The sequence below is a fragment of the Photobacterium sp. 270122K genome, from assembly GCF_059941365.1.
Genome location: NZ_JBPOEN010000014.1, coordinates 90150 through 108486, shown reverse-complemented (window position 1 = coordinate 108486; position 18337 = coordinate 90150). Strand labels below are relative to the sequence as shown.

Here is an 18337-nt window from a genome sequence, read left to right as displayed (position 1 = left end):
TAGGTCGCCTTACCGCGCGGGTGTTGCTGCTATACCGATAAGTGATGCCGTGATTACGCTGACAGGGCAGCGTGTTTCGCGGCGTACTTGATGGACTCTTCGCTGTCAGCATCAAAGAAGTGCAGCTGGGTGTTGTCGATCACCAAGGTGATTTTGTCATCGATGGTCACATCCGGCTCACCGCTGCCCAGCGTGCCGATGAACAGGTTCATGGGGGCAGCATTGAAGAACACGTTTACGCAGTCGCCCAAGTATTCGGAGTTCATCACGGTGGTCTCAAAACAGCAGTCTGGGAACGCTTGTTCGTACTTCTTGCCAGAGCGGATTGCATTGGAACGGGCGCCTAACAGCAGGGATTTCCCGTTGTAACCGGCGTTATCCAAGATCGCGCGATCGCTCTCGCTGACGGTAATGGTGAAGCTTTCACAGGTAAACTGACCGCCTTCGTACTGGCCTTTGATCAGGTTCATCGATGGCATGCCCATGAAGGTCGCCACGAAGCAGTTCTTCGGATTGGTGAACAGCTCTTTCGGCGAACCGATCTGCTGAATTTCACCCATCGACATCAGCACGATACGGTCGGCCATGGTCATGGCTTCCACCTGATCGTGGGTCACGTAAATGGTGATCGCGCCTTTTTCGCGGTGCATGCGCGAAATTTCAGTACGGGTGGTCGCTCGTAGCTTGGCATCCAAGTTACTCAGTGGCTCATCCATCAGGTACAGTTTCGGGGTACGCACCATGGCGCGGCCCAATGCCACACGCTGGCGCTGACCGCCTGATAATTCTTTCGGCTTACGCTCAAGGTATTCGGTCAGGAACAAGTCTTTGGCAATGTTATCCACGCGCTCGTTAATGTCAGCGGCAGGGAAGTGACGCAGCTTCAGGCCGTACCCTACGTTATCACGCACCGACATATGCGGGTACAGGGCGTAGCTCTGGAACACCATGGCAATGTCGCGATCTTTCGAACTGACGTTGTTCACCAGGTTGCCATCAATCAAAAACTCCCCTTCGGTGATGTCTTCCAAGCCTGCGATCATACGCAGGGTGGTGGATTTACCACAGCCAGACGGCCCAACAAGCACAATGAATTCGCCCTCTTCGATATCGAGGTTGAAGTCACGCACAGAGCAGGTGTCTGAATTTGGGTATTTTTTATTGATATTTCTTAGGGAAATCTTGCTCATTAGCCTTTTACTCCACCAGACGTCAAACCGCCCACGATGTAATCTTGAAATTTATAGAACACGACAACCGGCGGGATAGCCGCCAGCACGGCACCGGCCGCGAATACGTTGTAGTTGGATTCTTTAATGTTGTTGATCAGCCCCATCAGGCCCACGGCCAAGGTTTTGGCTTCAGCACTCATGCTGGCGATCAGGAACTTCGGCATGATGATGTCGCCGATAGGCCCAAGGAAGCAGAAGATGGCAATAACCATGATCATCGGCTTCACCAAAGGCAGCAAAATCTCGGTGAAGATCTGCATTTGGGTCGCGCCGTCAATCTTGGCGGATTCATCCAACGCACGTGGGATGGAATCGTAATAGCCTTTCATCAAAATGGTATTCATGGTGATCCCACCGGTGGTGTAGATCAGAATCATGAAGATATAGGTATACAGCGTGGCGTGCTCTGAGCTGTAGATCCCCAATGAGCTCGCAATCGCATACAAGGCGATCAAGCCACTGCCTGACGGAATGATTTGGATGATTAACAGCGACATCAATGCACTTTTACGCGACTGGTAACGGTAGCGGGAGTAGACAAAGCCCGACACGGTCACAATCGCGGTCGACAGCACCATGGTGATCAACGACACCAAGAAGGTGTTGCGGTACCAACTGATGTACGGCGTGTCCTTAAACAGGTGCACGAAGTTTTCAGTCAGGCTGAATTTCTCCGGGAAAAAGGAGGTCGAGTACAGCGAGTTGCTGACATTAAACGCGCTCATCAAGGTGACCAAGAGCGGATAAATAATCACAATCGCCATGCCAATCAAAAACGCATAGCTGAACACCAAGCCCAGATGTTTGGTGATCATGTGGCGATTCAGCGGGCTGGCCGCTTTCGCCGGATGGTTTAGGGTGATTGTTTTTTCCATTACATCACTTCCTCATTCTTGAAGGCACCTGCTTTCAGCCACGAGTACAGCACTACCGCACCGACCACGGTACTGGTGATCAAGGTGTATACGGCGGCTTCGTTGTATTTCGCATCCATCATTAAACGGAAACCCAGTGACGAGATGGTATCGAGCGGTTTGTAAATCGATCCCACGGTTTGCACGGTGGCTTCACCCAACATGTACATGATGGTGACGTTGTTGAAGTTGAAGGTGAACTGGGTGATGAAAACCGGCGCGACACTGATCAAAATCAGCGGCAAGGTGATATCAAAGAAGTTCGTCCATGCGCTGCCGCCATCCATGCTGCTCGCCTCATAGAGATCATCCGGGATGGTTTGCAACACGCCAGTGACCAGAATGAATACGTACGGGAAGCCGAGCCATGCTTGGATCAAGATGATGGTGATTTTGGCGTAATCGGCATTGAGGAAGAAACCCACCGCCGTGCTGATGTCGTACTCGTTGCCCGTGAAGAACGGGATCACCATGGTGTTCATGCCGCCGACTTTTGAGAAGAACAGCTGGAAGACCAAAATGGTCAGGAAAGCAGGCACGGCCCAAGGCAGAATGTACACGGTACGGAAGAATTTTTTACCGCGGATCAGTTTGTTGTTGGCCACAACGGCCAGCAACGTCCCCAACACGATGGTCAGGGCTGAGGCACAGAAGGTCCACGTCAGTGTCCAGGTCAGGGTTTCCTGAAACGCGGCGGCGGTACGTTCGTTGGTGAACAGGCGCTCAAAGTTAGACAGGCCTTTCCATTCAATCAGGAAGGCAGGGGGTAAAACCGGGCGCTTATAGTTGGTGAAGGCCACCACGATCGACACAATCGCCGGCAACAGGGCGAAGATAAACAGCAGAATGAACTTCGGCGCGGTGATCAGGTTGGGCACGATTTCATGGGACAGGCCACGGACCTTTTCGGTAAAGGTGATGGCGTAGCCGTGGAGGTCGATTTGACGCTTCACGTCTTTGGCGTCACGGGCAAAGGCATAGTGCAGGGCCAAAAAGATCAGAATCATCATGGCACCGATGGTGGAGCCGACCATGATCAGGAAAGAGTCATCGACAAAACGTTCTGCACCGATGGTGAGTTTTCCGCGGGGTTGTTCGACCGCCAGTAAGCGGAAATTAGGCAGAATGAATTGAAAGTACACCAAGATCTCTAACGCGAAGAGTGAGAGACCGAACATTGCTTCTCGTGTCCGGCGAAGTAGTAAATGACCACTGCCCGGTATCACTATTGAGAGCCAGAAAACCAATTGTTGACTCATGTATTACCTACTGTATGACGACATGCGTAACGATGTTGAGAGGGATGCACCGACACGGTGCCTGATAGCATCAGACACCGTGCGGTAAGTGTAAGGACGACAGCGGGCCTTACATGTCTTCGATATCGAACTGAATCGTATCGACGGCGGCATCCAGTACCGCTTTGGCATCTTGGCCTTGGGCGATTTGTGCCAGCGCGGTCTTCATTGGGCCCCATACCTTCATGAATTCAGGGATGTTTGGCATTGGCTGACCGATGTTAGTCGCGTCGAAAATCGCTTTGTGCAGAGAACCTTCAGCGTAGTTCACAGACAGGCTTGGTGACACTTCACGCGTCATGCTGTACCACTTCTGTGCGTGCTCAGGTGTCGCTAGGTAAGCGAGGAAGGCTTGTGCGGTTTCTTTCTGATCACTGTAGCCGTTAATCGCCATGCCTTTGGTGCCAGTCAGGGCTTTGTACGGGTGGCTGCCGTCCCAGCTTGGGATTGGCGCTGCACCTACGTCGATGCCTGCTTTTTCAATGTCAGCGATGGTCCATGGGCCGTTGATGATGGCTTTCACTTTACCTTCGGTGAAGTACTTCATCATGATGTCGAAGGCCACGGTGTCGTCTTGCATAAGCGTCCAGTGGCTGACACCGCTGTCATACAGGCTTTGTGCCGCTTTTGCCGCTTTGATTGAACCGGCATTGCTCAGGCCGATTTCTTCTGGGTTGTTGTCTTTGAAAATGTAACCGCCGTTGGTCATAAACAGACCGCCGGTGAAGTAGAAGTCGGTGAATTTCGCCGCCCAGTCAGACGGAGGCAGTTCTTTCAGGGTTTTAGGTGCTGCATCCATCATTTTTTTGTTGTACAGGAACAAGGTGGTGTCGGTAGACATTGGCACCATGTATGCCGTGTCATTGTACATTGACGCTTGCGTGGCCGCGGCGGTGTAGCCGTTAATGGTCACGTTGGTCGGTGCGATCAGGTATTGGTCTGCCAGCTCACCGATACGGTCGTTCGGGATCATGAATAAGTCAGCGATGTTGCCTTTCTGCGTCGGTAGGGCAGACATCAGATCGAACATGCTGGTGGCCGTCACTTCCACTTTCACATCGTGGGTTTTGTTGAACTGCTCCGCGAGCTCAGTGAAATACGTGACGTACTGTTTTTCGACACCCACGACGATATTGTCTGCGGCCAAGGCTGGATTGGCGAATAATAAGGCGGTGGAAACGGCAAGCGATAACTTTTTAATCATTGTATTTCTCCTGATAGGGCGAAGTATGTTTTCTGGTGCTGCACTCCTAAGGAGGCATCCCTGCAATATGGGTTATGCGCGGTGGGCGGTTGAAAACGGGTCTTGAAACACACCGAGCAGAACGCTTTATGGGCTCATCATAGAAGGTCGCTGATATAGGGTGAAATGCAAAAAACGGGGGGTAGCCATAGAAAAAAGCCATATCACATAGATAAATGTTATCTACTGCAATGATATGTGCGTCAATACGGGCCAAAGAGAAATGCAAAAACGTGAGCGTAATAGCATTTATTTTTCATCTCGTATAACGGTATATGAGCATGTGAAAAGCGCATAACTCACTGCTGGGTAAAGCGGCCTGAAGGATAGTGTATTGGTGCGATGCATCGTGCGTGGTGGGCGGTCATCATGCTTCATGTTTTACACTGTAAAGCGACAGGGCGCGCATCGCGTGATACAGAAAAAATCACGATAAAAAACGCCCCGTCTCAGGGGGAGACGGGGCGTTTGTATTGTTGTATCCGTTCTTTTCTATCAGCCCGTTGGGGTTAGCCAAACAACACGGTGTAAAGGTAACCAGCACCGATAGCCATGCTCAGAATCACGAATAGGAACGCGGCAATCATTTGGTTTTTGAAGATAGATTTCAACAAAATCACTTCGGTTAAACTCGCACCGGCGCTACCGATGATCAGAGCCATTACTGAACCCAATGCCATGCCTTTCTGTACCAGTGCAGCACTCAGTGGGATCACCGCTTCAGCTCGAATGTACAGTGGGATACCAATAATCGCAGCGACTGGGATGGCATACCACTTGCCTTCACCGGCGTATTTAGCAATCAAATCGGTTGGAATGAAACCGTAGATGAACGAGCCAATAAAGATACCCAGTAGTAAGTACGGTAGCACTTGCTTAAAGTCTTTCCATGTTGCACGCCAGATACGCATCCAACGGCTGTCGGCTTTTGGCGTGCTTTCTTCATAGATAGCTTCGTCATAAACGCTCTCTTCGACCACTACGTTACCACAGCTGCTTGCTGCGACGGCTTTGGCGATAACCGGTTTCGAGACGGCTGGCGCGGTATCACAGCAGTTGGTAGCCGCAGGTGCCGGTTTTGTCGCCGTACAGCATGACGTTGCAGCAGCAGGTGCTGGTTTGGCTTCACTTGTGCAGCATGATGTTGCTTTTGGTTGCGCTTTTTCAGCCGCTGGCTTGCTGTCACCACACGATGTGCCACAGCCAGATGCAGCATCGGCCATTTCATAGGCTTCAGGGCGTACGTAGCGTTCAAAGCCCAGTTTCTCCAGCACAAAGCCCGCCACGACAGAAACGACCATCGCGATAAGGAAGTAGAACATCGCCACTTTCCAACCAAAGGTCACCACAAACAGACCGATGATCACGGGGTTAAGCAGTGGGCTGGCAAACAGGAATACCATCATCGGACCAAAACCGGCACGTGCTCGTAATAAGCCTTTCAAGAAAGGAATGGTTGAGCATGAACAAAATGGCGTAATGGAACCCAGCAGCGCGGCCACAACATAGCCCTTGCCTTTACGTGAACTCAAAATAGATTGAATTTTTTCCGGTGTCAGAAACTCTTGCAGTACCCCCACCAAGTAGCTCACAACCAGGAACAGTACGGTTAATTCGGCAGCGAGGAACAGGAACATGTCTGCTGCATCTTTGATCATTGTGACGATTTCAGGACTCATTATTCTCACCTTCAAAAGAGGTATCATTTCGACATGTGTCGAAATATATAGGTGGGAGAGGATGCCGTCAATTAATTATTTCGATAAAAGTCGAAATAATTACAGGTTTGTTTTTATCAAATTGATTTTTATGGAGAAAAAATATTGGTCACAAGTGGCTAAAATGCAGCGGCACAATACGGCGAGAGTGGTAAACTATGCGTACTGAGTAGTACGCTTTTTGAACGGTATTCTTGAGCACCATGATTAAGTGCTCTTCTTAAGTAAAATGTTGGCATGCCAGGTTGATGGCATAAAGGAGACGGTATGCGACCATCCACCCTCGAAAAACAAAACAAGATCCTGGACATTGCCACTGAGCTGTTTTTGGCGCAGGGCTACAAAGAAACCTCGCTGGATCAGATCGTCGCGCAAACCGGCGGCTCTAAGCAGACGCTATATCGCTACTTCACCAATAAAGAAGGGTTGTTTGAGGCGGTGCTGGTGGCGAACACCAAGAAGGTGGATCCCATTTTCGCCCTGAGCGAAACAGAAGGACGATCTTTGCAAGCCACCTTAGTGCAATTTGGCCATGACTACCTGCAACTGGTATGCAGCAATCCTATTTTGGGTTTGTTTCGCATTGTGTCTAACGATTTTCATGCCCACCCGACCATTCCTCAGGCGTTTTGGGAGCATGGTCCGTGCCGAGCCCATGCTAACCTGGTGCGCTTTCTCGACAGTGAGTGGGCCCAACAATCGTTGGCGATCCCGGATGCCCAACGCGCTTGTGAACAACTGTTGGCGCTGTTTAAGCAAGATCATTTGAGCTTGGCTCTGCTTGGTCAGCCCTTGCCGGAAAAGGCGGCATTAGACGGGCAAATTACCGCTGCGGTTGAGGCTTTTTTCATGCTGTATCAGCGCGAAGGGATGTGAGGAAGGCGGTGATGGATGCAGGGTGTAGGGTATTGAGTGTAGGACGTCGCCAAGCGTGAAACTTGGCGACAAGGCGTGTATTCAGTGCGCTTTTTTGGCCGCGAGCTTTTTGCCGATCAGCAGCACCGGTGTTAACACGAAGATGGCGATCAAAAAGCCAATAAAGGCATTGTTGAGCGCCTGCGTGCTGACTTCAGTTTTCATCAGTTGGCTCAATTGCGAGGCGGCCAACGCCGGGTTCGGGATCACCCCTTGCGTCATTAGTGCCTGACTGATGTGCTGTTCAAATTGGTGCAACGCCGCGCTTTCTGTCGGCAGCATACGCGAGGCTTCAGCCATCGACTGGGCGCTTTTCACCTGAATGATGCGGGAGAACACGGCAGAGCCGATCAATCCCCCCAAGGTACGGATGAAATAGAACAGGGCAATCCCCTCCGGACGTTGTTCTGGCTTGAAATAAGCAAACACCAGAATAGTCACGGAAACATTCAGTAATCCCACCCCAAATCCCCGTAAGCCAATCGGCAACAGCAACGTCTCTGCACTGGCATTGCTAGGCAAGGTACTGCACAGATACACCGAGATCAGGATCATCAATACGCCCAATGGCGTCATCGCATCGGCCGGCACTTTTTGCTGATTACAGGCCAGTAAGCTGATCGCCATGCCTATCAACATGGTCAAAAAGGCCGGGGCTTGTACCCAACCGCTGTTGGTTGCGTTGAAGTGCATCACCTGCCCGAGAAAGCCGTTCAACAAAACCCCGCTGGCCATCACGGCAAATCCCGCCAGAAAGGCATTGTACAAAAACACATTGGCTTTGATGTGGCTGACCACGTGTTGGGTACCTGTGCCGTCGGGCTGTTTACGGTGCCAGACGATTGTTCCCGCGAAGAGTAGGCAGGCAAGGGCGATCAGTGCCCAGCGGCCAAAGTCGGGGAAATCAAACCAGTTGTAATGACTGCCTCGCATTAACAAAAATACGATGCCGCTGCATCCTAAGCCTGTCAGCAGATACACCCACGGTGAAGATTTGGCAACGCTCGGCAAAGGGTGATCCTGTGGCGGGTATAACCACGCCCAGATCCCTGCTGCTGCCACACACCAGGCCTGTATGGCGATCAGCGTCTGCCACGGTGCGTGCTCCAGGATGTCGGCCAGCAGCCACGGGTAAAGCCCCATCGGCAGCAGGGTCGATAACGTCAGGGTAAACCCTGTCATCAAGGTCATTGCACGGTAGGAGCAAGCACTGAGCACGATCAGGTTGACGCTGATCAACAGCAAGCTGACCCCTAAGCCGTTAAGCATCCATGCGGCGAGATGCCACCCGACGTGGTGTTGGGTGATCAGCATGAGGCTGGCCAGAAACACCATGCCAAGTGCTGCATACAAGGTGCGGCGATTGCCCACGCTGCGCAGTAATAAGGGCGCGATCATAAAGCCGATGAGCTGCATGGCCATGAAGGCGACATTCAACAGGCTGACTTCATCCAGCGACAAGCCCAGCGTGGCTGCTATGTCATGGGAGGCGGCACCAAACAAGGCTGAGGATAAGCCAAAGGCCAACATGCTCAGCCCCGCCCCCACTATTAACGCCATATACCGTTTCATACGTGCCCCTTGTTACGCCTGTGGCGCAGCGGTATCTACGGTCACATTGGCGGACAGCCCCGGGTAGACTTTGCCGCGCAAGTCAGTAGGCAACTGCAGGGTGATTTTCACCGGTACTCGCTGTACCACTTTGACAAAGTTGCCGGTGGCATTTTGGGGCGGCAGCAAGCTGAACTGCGCGCCGGTGGCATGGGTAACAGATTCAACCGTACCCGTGATCGGTGTGTCCGGGTACATGTCTAGCGTCACTTCCACCGCTTGGCCGGGGGCCATGTTGGTCAGTTGGGTTTCTTTAAAGTTCGCTTCCAGCCAGATATGGCTCGGTACCAAGGTGATTAAGCCCATGCCGGGTTGGACAAATTTACCGGCTTGCACCTGACGATGCGCCACATAGCCATCCACCGGCGCATAGACAGTGGTGCGTTTCAGGGCAATATCACTCAAGGTCAGTTTCGATTGTGCTTGCTGACGCTGTGCCGTGAGCTGGGCGCGTTCAGACTGCATGGCATCATAGGTTTTCTGCTGAGCTTGCAGCGCCAAGCGGGCACTGTCTAATTTCGCTTTAGCATCAATGGTGCGGGTTTGCTGCGCATCAAACTGGGTTTGACTGATTGAGGCTTTGGCGATCAGTTTTTGATAACGCGCGAAGTCGGCACGCTGCTGTTTATCGTAGGCCTCCGCACTGGCAATGGCCGCTTTGGCTTGTTCAATGTTCACGGTCTGTAAGGTCAGGCGTGAAGCATTGTTGGCCAGCGCGGCATCCGCGACGGCGATAGCGGCTTGCGCGATGGCGTGATTGGCCTGGTAGTCGGCATCATCAATGGCAAGCAAGGGCGTGCCGGCGGTGACCCACTGGTTATCTTGCACAAACACGGTGGCTACCTGCCCGCCGACTTGTGGCGAGACCGTGGTGATATCCGCTTTGATGTAAGCATTGTCAGTGTGAATGGCATGACTGGGCGCAAGGTAGGTAAAACCACCGACAGAAAGCGCGATGAGTGCCGCAAGGGCGATGACTTTTTTCTTCATGCGTAAAGCACCTGTATGTAAGGCGATCATCAGGAAGTCGGTGGTATCGGCCACGCCGACAGACTTACGGGATCTGATCGCTACCTTTGACTGTTTTTGAGAATTTATCGTACTGTACGGTACAGTTTTATTTTGATCAAGGGAAAAGTGTGAGGTACATCAACAAAGGCTGCCGCATTGGCTACGCGGTGTGCTATCGACTGAAAGCGTCAGCGAGACGATAAGCAGAAAGATCAGCAAAAAAGAAGAAAGAAAATAAGGGAAAAGACGACGAGCAAAAGCCAAGCTGGGGAGGCAGGAGCCAGTAATAGGGGGAGGGACAGTAAAAGCGGGATAAAAAAAACGCCCTCTTCATCATGAGGTGGGCGTGGGAAAATGCTAAATGAAGTGATCGTAGGTAAGTTGCTACCGTTACCTTCGGCATTCAGCAGGCCGACAATATAAGACAGTGTTTTGGCAATACTTTGGCAGTCAATGTGTATCCATCGCCATGGCCACCCTGATGATAGTCGCCTTGGCGATGAATAAACGCTTTACCGATGTCATTGCCAGTCATCAGTAAAGTTGGGGAGCAGGTTCACCCTGATAGGGCAGGATGAACCTGCGGTTTGTATTAAAGCGCGTCGGCTTTAATACAAAGCACGTGGTATTTACCGTGCTCGATTTCCGCACCTTCAGTTTCGTGTTCGAAACCAGGGAATTCGCGGTCCCATGCTTCAAGTGCTTTCAAATACTGGATTTGAGGACTTGTTTCATCACCGAAGTTTTCACCACCCATTAGCATTGGGATGCCTGGTGGGTAAGGGATCACGGAGTTCGCGGCAACGCGGCCTTCCAATTCATCCGATGGCACTAGCTCAACCTCGTCAGACACAACGAACTGGTAAGCAGTACGTGGTTTCACTTCCATCTTAGGTAGGCTTGAGTATGCTTCGTTCAGCACTTGCGCTGGGTTGTGACGGACTAGGTATTGGAACATACGGTCACCCAGGTCACGCAGGCCGAGACCTTTGTATGTTTCTGGAGAAGACGCAACAAGCTCTGGCAGTAGCGTTTCTAGATCCGCGTTCGCATCGTAGTGACGCTTGAATGACAACAAGGTGTTGATCAAGGTGTCACGTTTACCTTTAGTGATACCCATTGAGAACAGGAACATCACTTGGAAGTCAGTGGTACGGGTTGGTACGATACCGAAGCGACCTAGGTAGGCAGTCACAAGTGCAGCAGGTACACCGGTTTCTAGGAACTGACCGTTATCGTCAAGGCCCGGAGTCAGCAAGCTCACTTTGATTGGGTCAAGCATACACCAGTCGTTGTCGATTTCGTCAAAGCCGTGCCACTTGTCGCCTGGAGTCAGTTTCCAGTTCTGTTGAATGGTCATTAGCGACTCAACAGACGCGTCTTCAAACTTCACTTTGTCGCCGTTCATTTCAGTAACGGTTTCTGCGTTCCAAGGTTTGAAGAACCAGTCGTTTTCGCTGGTGTAGTCGTTGAATAGCTTACGCATGTTTTGACGGAAGATGATCGCTTCGCGGTTCACTTCGTTAGTCAAAGACAGGCCGCTTTCGCCCTTCATCATGTTCGCTGCAACATCGTTAGATGCACAGATAGCGTACAGTGGTGAAGTCGATGTGTGCATCATGTAAGCTTGGTTGAAACGGTCGAAGTTAATCGCGTTTTCACCGTTACGTACGTGAATGTAAGATGCCTGAGACAGGGCGTTCAACAATTTGTGTGTTGAGTGTGTTGCAAATACGGTTGGACCTTTGTGGTCTTTCGCATCGCCACGCATCGCGAAGTGACCCTTGTAGATAGGGTTAAAGCGTGCGTAACCAAACCATGCTTCATCCATGTGAATGCGGCTTGAGCTTTCGCCAAGTAGCGCTTCAGTCACTTCTGAGTGGTAGCACAGACCGTCGTAAGTACAGTTAGTGACTACCGCGTAGCCCGCTTTTTTCTCGTCAGCGTTGAAAGGAATACCCGCGTTTTTCGCTTTAAGGGCAATGCCTTCTTTGCTCATTTGTACTTTGCTGATCGGACCGATGATACCGTAGCAGTTACGGCTTGGTACCATGTAGATTGGACGCGCACCGGTTAGGATCAAACCTTGTTCGATAGACTTGTGACAGTTACGGTCACAGATCGCGATGTCGTCGTCTTTCATACACGCTTGCATGATGGTGCGGTTTGAACCCGATGTACCAACAATGCCAGAGTAAGATTCGTGAGCACCGAAGATTTTCGCTGCTTCCACTTCGCTTTCTTTGAATGCGCCGCTGTGATCAAGCAGTGAACCCAATGCTGCACGTTCGATACCCATATCGGTACGGAACAGGTTTTCACCGAAGAATTCGAAGAACTGGTTACCCGCTGGTGTCTTAGTGAAACCGATACCGCCTTGGTGACCTGGCGCAGACCATGAATATTCATGGATGTCGTTGTAGTGCATCATCGCTTTCATGAACGGTGGTAGCACTTGTGAGCGGTAACGCTTCATGGCAGCAACGATACGGCCAGCCACGAAGTCTGCGGTGTCTTCAAGTACAGAGTAACATTCGTCAACACGTTCCATAAGCTTGCGGTTGGCAAGAATAGACGTACGTGCACGTTCTGCTAGTAGGAAAACAGGGACTTCAGTTTGACGCTCTTTCAGCGTATTTAGCAGGTCAACTTCTTCATTTGAATTAAGGATCTGCTCTTCAGATTTGTCCAGCGTTAGGACTAAGCTATCAATTTGTGTCGCGAGAATAACGGCTTTCGCATCTTCATAAGAATTTGCCGTGACGATTTCAATGGTACGTTCGTTTAGCTCTGCAATCAGCGCTTGTGTAGTACGTGCAGCATAGCTGCTTGAATCGATATTTTGCGGCTCTACAACCAGAGTGCGCATTTTGCTGAAGTTGTTGCTCATAATAAATATACCTAATATGCAATGTTCTTTTCAGCTGGATGGCTTGCTTATATTGATAGAGATAAACAGGTCAGGCAGAGTTGTTAACGTTAATTGATATTGATGTCGAGCGGTGAAAACACCGTGGCTCGAATGTGTCTATTATTCACCTATTAATTAAATGGCTGACCTTAATAGAAGGATGAAGATTAAGACCAGTCATTTAATTAAGTGTTACGTTGTCGGTTCATGTGCAATGACAATAAATAGTGACAGGAACCGACTTGAAAATTATGCGTTTACTTTTGGTTCTGAGACTTCAGGGGTAACATCTCGTGCTGCAATGAAGCCGTAGAAGATATAACCGAATAGCGTCAGGATAGTACCGCCAAACACGGCTTCAGCACCACAAGCATAGACACCGTAAATACTGTAAACCACACCTAACGTACCCACAATCGCACCGAAACGGTATTGCTTTTGTGTCGCCATGTTTTTGCGAAGTAGAACTTCTAAGCCTGTCATCGACAAGATGTAAGGCACCATGTTGATGAATACGGCCAGGTTAAGCAGGGCGTTAAATTGACTAATCAAGTTAGGAGAGATAGTCATTACCGCCAGTGTTAGTTCAGCCGCCAACATGATAAGCATACCGAAGATAGGTGCGCCCGCTTTGTTGGTTTTCGCGAAGATTTTAGGGAATAGACCTTCGTCTGCTGCTGCTTTTGATACTTGTGCGTTAGTGAACTGCCAACCTAATAGAGAACCGATACACGCAATAACCGCTGCCAATGTTACGATGTTACCCACGGTTGGGTTGAACATGTGGCTAAATACAAGACCAAACGGTGCGGTTGAGTTAGCCAATTCTGCGTTAGGAATAATACCTTGGATAACACCGGTAGAGGCAATGTAAATGACCGCTGCGAAACCCGTACCAAACAAGACAGCAAGTGGTACGTTACGCTCTGGGTTTTCAACCGCATCAGAGTTAGCACCGGCTGATTCAATACCCAAGAATGCCCATAATGTCAGTGCGATACCAGAAGAAACAGAGTGCATTGTGGTGTCGTGGTGTGGGTTCCATGCGCTCATGAATGTTTGTGGATCAAACCACCACCAACCGATAACAGACAGACCCAGTACAGGAAGAATGATACCCCACACCGTGAATGCTGAGATTTGACCTGTGATTTTTGGGCCGCCAAAGTTAGCGAACATAGTGAAAATAAGGATTGCACACACACCGAAGAACGTGTGTACAGGGGTATCTAACCAAGGAATGAAAGGTTTGATGTAACCCACTGCTGAAACGGCGATTGCTACACAGCTAATTACTAAACAGACGTAATAGGTGTAAGAAGAGATAAAGAAAGAAGATTTGCCGTGTGCTTCTTGTGCGTACGCTGACATACCGCCGGAACGCTTACAGAAAGCACCACATTTAGCAAAGGTGTAAGCAATACACATTGCACCTAATGCTGTTACTACCCAAGATAACATTGAAATGGCACCCACTTGTGCCAAACTCGCCGGTAGCATAATAATACCGGAGCCCATCATATTTACAGCAACAAGGACGGTTAAACCAACCAATCCCATTTTTTTACTATTGGCATCTGAAGACATTATATTAACCCTCAATTCAGATGAGACAGAATAATATTTATTCTCTTTAGTGGTGAGTGGCCTAATCCGTGGCGACTGTATAGTAAAGGGCGGTAATTTGATATTGGTGATATTCAGAAATAACGAATGTGCTCTTATTACAGCGATATTCACTTGTTTTACCAATGTGAATATATCCATTAATGAATATATCTTTTTAATTAAAAATATATTCACTAAATCGTTTAGAAAGTGTGTCTCTATTCGATGGACGTATTCTTATTGATTTTTGATGATTTAAAAACCCTAAAAATGCAATCAAGCATTGCATGAATCGGTTTTTTTGAGCCAATCTAAATGCCTATTCAAATTGTTATACAAATCTGACCAGTGGTTTTGATAAAACCCTACAAAGTGTGATTTAAATCACGCTTGTATGTAAATTCATACACTTAGAGGGGGATTTGACGCAGGTTCAGGGAAAGCTTCCATCGAGTGCAACGTTTTCGTTGCCACCATGCTGAAATATGCTTATGCAGAATAAGTGAGGATTCATGTAGTCATTTTTTTTCGTGAATTTGGCGAATTTTCGTCGTCATGGCAAACAGATAGCCATTTTTAATCTGCGCTGTACAAAAAACACTCGGTTTTAAGTGAGCGGTATTCGCCCTCAGAGAGGATCGCCAGAAAGTCGGGTTAGTCTGCGGACGGCGAAGCGAACCACTGCCGGATTTCAGCGACAGCCGCCATGTTGTTGGCACTGCCCAATTGCTGGCTGATGTCATGTAACGGCTGCGTGATGGCGTGAAAGTACATATGGCTATCGATGGTCAGTAACCCTTGCGTGGGGGATTGGGTATCACAATGTTGATAGTGATCGAGGCGCGCTAACAGGCGACAGGCCAGAGGGCGCACGGCATAAATGTGGCATTGCGCGGTCTGGGTGTTAAGGAACGGGCATGGGGTACGCACCGGGGGCAGGTATTTTTTTAGCGGCTCGGCTTTGCGGTTGAGGCGAAAGGCGGTGTGCGTGTGAATGTACACCGCTTCCGCGGCAGAGACTTCAACCGGACGGTTAATGCAGCAGTGAGCGCACCCTTGGCGGCAGACGGATAACGGCATGACAGCGTGGTCAGTGTAGGCATCAGCGGTGGCGTATAAGCGTTTGATAAAATCGAGGGGGGATTTGGGCACATCACTGTGTACCCAATGATCCAGCAATCGCAGGGGGATCTTCACGGCTTCCGGTGCTCGTTGGTGGGGAAAGCGTGAAAAGTGGGTAATACGCTGTGCAATGGCGTCTGTGGTTAATGCACTACTGGGTAAATCATTATGACTGGGTACGTATCTCAATGCGTCATCCTTAACGTTATCGAGTGGTCATAAAATAAGCGTCCTATTACGTCAGTATAAAGGGGGGAAGGGGGTAAAACATCGAGGCAGGTCGCTGTTTTTGGGTTTGATACGGTGTGGTTCTGTGATCTCACACCTGTTTTTATGGCGAAACAAGTGTGAGAAGAAAGAGGTGATGGTTGGTCTTCTCGCACAAATGGCCTTCTCATGCCTGCTGATGTCAGGGTTTCATTCCATCATGGGATAAGCGGTGTAAGGTGAGTGTTTCTTGAACAATGTTTTTAATTGATCTCACGTCGTATACCGAAGGTGACTATGACTGTATTAACGTTAACCGCTGAACCTTGCTGTGTCTCCCGTACTCGCATTTTCCACGCATCGTCAGACATGCACTTTTCCCCTTCTGATGGTGTTGCGCATAACGCCACACCGTTGATCCTGTTGGTGTTGGTGTTGGCGGTGACGGCATGAAAAAGCAATGGATCCTTCTTTCGATGCTGGCGACATCAGCAACCGCATTACCGTTCAGTGCCGCGCACGCCCACGGTTGGGCCGATTACCCCAAAGCGCGCCAAGTCTTCTGTGAAGAGGCGGGGGGCTATTGGAGTGCAGCTGACGGTTCTGGCATTAAAAACCGCGCTTGCCGCGCCGCGTTTAAAGCCTCGGGCTCCTATCAGTTTGTGCAAAAAAATGAATTCGCCGCCATGGTACCGGATTACAACAACATGGCCGCCGTGAAGCGGGCGGTACCTAACGGATTGATTTGCTCTGGGGGCGATAGCGGTAAACGGGGTATGAGTCTTCCGTCGGCGCACTGGCAGCGCACCACGATGCGCGCAGGTGAGAGGTTTACGCTGCGCTACCGAGGCACCGCCCCGCATACTCCCAGTTTTTGGCAGGTCTACATTACCAAACCCGGCTTTAACGCGGCGACCACTAAGTTGCGCTGGCAAGATCTTGAGTTGATTGCGTCGCACGGCAACATTCAGCCTCGGCAAGAAGGTAACGGGCAATATTTTTTCTTTGATGTCACGTTGCCTGCTGGACGAAGCGGCAACGCGACGTTAGTGACCCGCTGGCAACGTAACGATCCGGCTGGGGAAGGCTTTTATAACTGCAGTGATATCCGCTTTAACGGCAACGGCGGTTCCGATGACACGATAGTGACACCTCCTGTGGTGTTACCTTCGCCGACACCAGTGCCATTACCCCGGCCCAAGCCCCCAGCGGTGAACAAGCCCAATTACGTGCCAGTGATCTTACTGGGCTTAAAAGATCAATACACCTTAAACCGTGAAGGCCATGCGGTGATTGCGGTGACAGTGAAAACTCGCCGTGACTACAAGGTGGATATGGCGCTAAAGAACCGCCAGCAGCGCGTGGTTGCCCGTGACAGTGATGAGGTGAAAAAAGATCGGGCGGCGTTGGCGGTACTCGCCACCCAAGCCGGCCAGTACACGGTGACGTTCACGGCCACCCCGTTGAACACCAAGGATGCGCCAACGATCATTAAGCGCACGATTTGGGTGCAGGGTGGGAACAATACCCTGCCGGTGAAGCCAACGCGACCAGAAACGAAACCGACACCCCCTCCGACATCATTACCGGCGCCACTGCCCGACGGGGCGGGGTACGATTATGCTTATCCCACCGGTATCGGTGGCTATGTGGCCGGTGAAACCGTGGTGCTTGGACGAGATGGTCACACCTATCAGTGCCGCCCGTTCCCGGAAGGTGGCTGGTGCAACATTAACTCGGCCACACATTATGAACCGGGATACGGATCGTCGTGGCAGGATGCATGGGTGAAGCGGTAAACTGTTGACGCGATACACTGATAGCGTGGTAAACGTATCCACCATGGATACGCCTGTTGGTTGGAGGATAAGATGGATTATACCGATCAGGTGTTTTGGATATTGGTCGGCGCTGGCGTGATTCTTTTTATCGCGTTCAAGCTGATTGATAAATGGAAAGGCAAACGCAAGTAAACCCGATGTAAGTCAGTCAACAGTGAGAATAAAAGCAGAAATAAAAACGCCTCCCTGTTGGAGGCGTTTTGAGTGATAGGTTACATCACGTATTACTGAATCGCCGTATTAATCAAATTACCGTGTTGGTCAAAAAGCTGCACCCCACTGAGGTAAACCTGATTAAGATCACTGGCTGATACCGTCAAAAGACACCCTGAATCAGACTGTGTCAGCGCTTCAAGATGACCACAACTTGTGATATCAAGCGTTTGTTTATTGGTGAGCAAGAAGGTGGCTTCTGCTGAGCGGATACCTGTACCTTGCGCAATGGTTAGTTGGCCACTGTTCTGATCAAAGTTAACCGTTGGGTTTGCAGTGACAGATTCAGTTGTATCGTTAGGCGTTACCATGAAAGCAACAGTGACCGTGTTATTTAAGGTGGTTGGGCCTAATGTTTTGGCGCTGTAGTTTTTATCACCACCGCCACCAGTACCAGTATTAGGATCACCATTTGTGTCACTGTCGGAGTTACACGCGGTGAGTAGCAAGGCCGTAAGTAAAACGAGGCATTTTCTCATTGTTGTCTCTCCTT

The 18337-nt window shown here is 50.2% G+C and carries 14 protein-coding genes; 3 read left to right on the top strand and 11 right to left on the bottom strand.

The window, feature by feature from the left end:
- Window positions 1-53: 53 nt before the first annotated feature.
- The 5 genes from ACSF8W_RS21175 to ACSF8W_RS21155 all read right to left on the bottom strand — a co-directional run bounded on the left by ACSF8W_RS21175 (window position 54) and on the right by ACSF8W_RS21155 (window position 6366).
- Window positions 54-1190, bottom strand: a complete 1137-nt coding sequence (locus ACSF8W_RS21175) for an ABC transporter ATP-binding protein (protein WP_500849092.1) — start codon at window positions 1188-1190, stop codon at window positions 54-56.
- Window positions 1190-2107 (bottom strand): sugar ABC transporter permease, encoded by a 918-nt coding sequence (locus ACSF8W_RS21170; protein WP_500849091.1) that lies wholly within the window; start codon window positions 2105-2107, stop codon window positions 1190-1192. The genes ACSF8W_RS21175 and ACSF8W_RS21170 overlap by 1 nt, the downstream gene beginning before the upstream one ends.
- A complete protein-coding gene (locus ACSF8W_RS21165; RefSeq protein WP_500849090.1) occupies window positions 2107-3324 on the bottom strand; it encodes an ABC transporter permease subunit in 1218 nt (405 codons plus the stop codon). Before ACSF8W_RS21165 ends, ACSF8W_RS21170 begins: the two co-directional genes overlap by 1 nt.
- Before the next feature lie 190 nt (window positions 3325-3514).
- Complete coding sequence (locus ACSF8W_RS21160) at window positions 3515-4648, bottom strand: sugar ABC transporter substrate-binding protein (protein WP_500849089.1); 1134 nt, start codon at window positions 4646-4648, stop codon at window positions 3515-3517.
- Window positions 4649-5196: 548 nt separating this feature from the next.
- The gene (locus ACSF8W_RS21155) at window positions 5197-6366 is read right to left on the bottom strand and encodes a permease (protein WP_500849088.1); all 1170 of its coding nucleotides are present in this window, start codon (window positions 6364-6366) and stop codon (window positions 5197-5199) included.
- A gap of 306 nt (window positions 6367-6672) precedes the next feature.
- Between ACSF8W_RS21155 and ACSF8W_RS21150 the strand changes: the two genes are divergently transcribed.
- Window positions 6673-7281 carry a TetR/AcrR family transcriptional regulator gene (locus tag ACSF8W_RS21150; protein WP_500849087.1) on the top strand — a complete coding sequence of 203 codons (609 nt, stop codon included), beginning with the start codon at window positions 6673-6675 and terminating at the stop codon, window positions 7279-7281.
- Window positions 7282-7362: 81 nt separating this feature from the next.
- Here ACSF8W_RS21150 and ACSF8W_RS21145 read toward each other — a convergent pair whose 3' ends face one another.
- The 5 genes from ACSF8W_RS21145 to ACSF8W_RS21125 form a co-directional block, all read right to left on the bottom strand.
- Window positions 7363-8892: an MFS transporter gene (locus ACSF8W_RS21145; RefSeq protein WP_500849086.1), complete on the bottom strand. Its 1530-nt coding sequence runs from the start codon at window positions 8890-8892 to the stop codon at window positions 7363-7365.
- 12 nt (window positions 8893-8904) lie between these two features.
- Window positions 8905-9921 (bottom strand): HlyD family secretion protein, encoded by a 1017-nt coding sequence (locus ACSF8W_RS21140; RefSeq protein ID WP_500849085.1) that lies wholly within the window; start codon window positions 9919-9921, stop codon window positions 8905-8907.
- Window positions 9922-10534: 613 nt separating this feature from the next.
- Window positions 10535-12832: an arginine decarboxylase gene (gene adiA / locus ACSF8W_RS21135; RefSeq protein ID WP_428475765.1), complete on the bottom strand. Its 2298-nt coding sequence runs from the start codon at window positions 12830-12832 to the stop codon at window positions 10535-10537.
- A gap of 270 nt (window positions 12833-13102) precedes the next feature.
- Complete coding sequence (gene potE, locus ACSF8W_RS21130) at window positions 13103-14440, bottom strand: putrescine-ornithine antiporter (RefSeq protein ID WP_500849084.1); 1338 nt, start codon at window positions 14438-14440, stop codon at window positions 13103-13105.
- Between the two features lie 675 nt (window positions 14441-15115).
- Complete coding sequence (locus ACSF8W_RS21125) at window positions 15116-15772, bottom strand: YkgJ family cysteine cluster protein (protein WP_500849083.1); 657 nt, start codon at window positions 15770-15772, stop codon at window positions 15116-15118.
- Between the two features lie 315 nt (window positions 15773-16087).
- Here ACSF8W_RS21125 and ACSF8W_RS21120 point away from each other — a divergent pair, with 315 nt between their 5' ends.
- Together ACSF8W_RS21120 and ACSF8W_RS21115 are read left to right on the top strand one after the other, a co-directional pair.
- The gene (locus ACSF8W_RS21120) at window positions 16088-16243 is read left to right on the top strand and encodes a hypothetical protein (protein ID WP_500849082.1); all 156 of its coding nucleotides are present in this window, start codon (window positions 16088-16090) and stop codon (window positions 16241-16243) included.
- On the top strand, window positions 16240-17589 hold the full coding sequence (locus ACSF8W_RS21115) for a lytic polysaccharide monooxygenase (protein WP_500849081.1): 1350 nt from the start codon (window positions 16240-16242) through the stop codon (window positions 17587-17589). The genes ACSF8W_RS21120 and ACSF8W_RS21115 overlap by 4 nt, the downstream gene beginning before the upstream one ends.
- Window positions 17590-17855: 266 nt before the next feature.
- Here ACSF8W_RS21115 and ACSF8W_RS21110 read toward each other — a convergent pair whose 3' ends face one another.
- Window positions 17856-18323 carry a hypothetical protein gene (locus tag ACSF8W_RS21110; protein WP_500849080.1) on the bottom strand — a complete coding sequence of 156 codons (468 nt, stop codon included), beginning with the start codon at window positions 18321-18323 and terminating at the stop codon, window positions 17856-17858.
- Window positions 18324-18337: the final 14 nt, after the last annotated feature.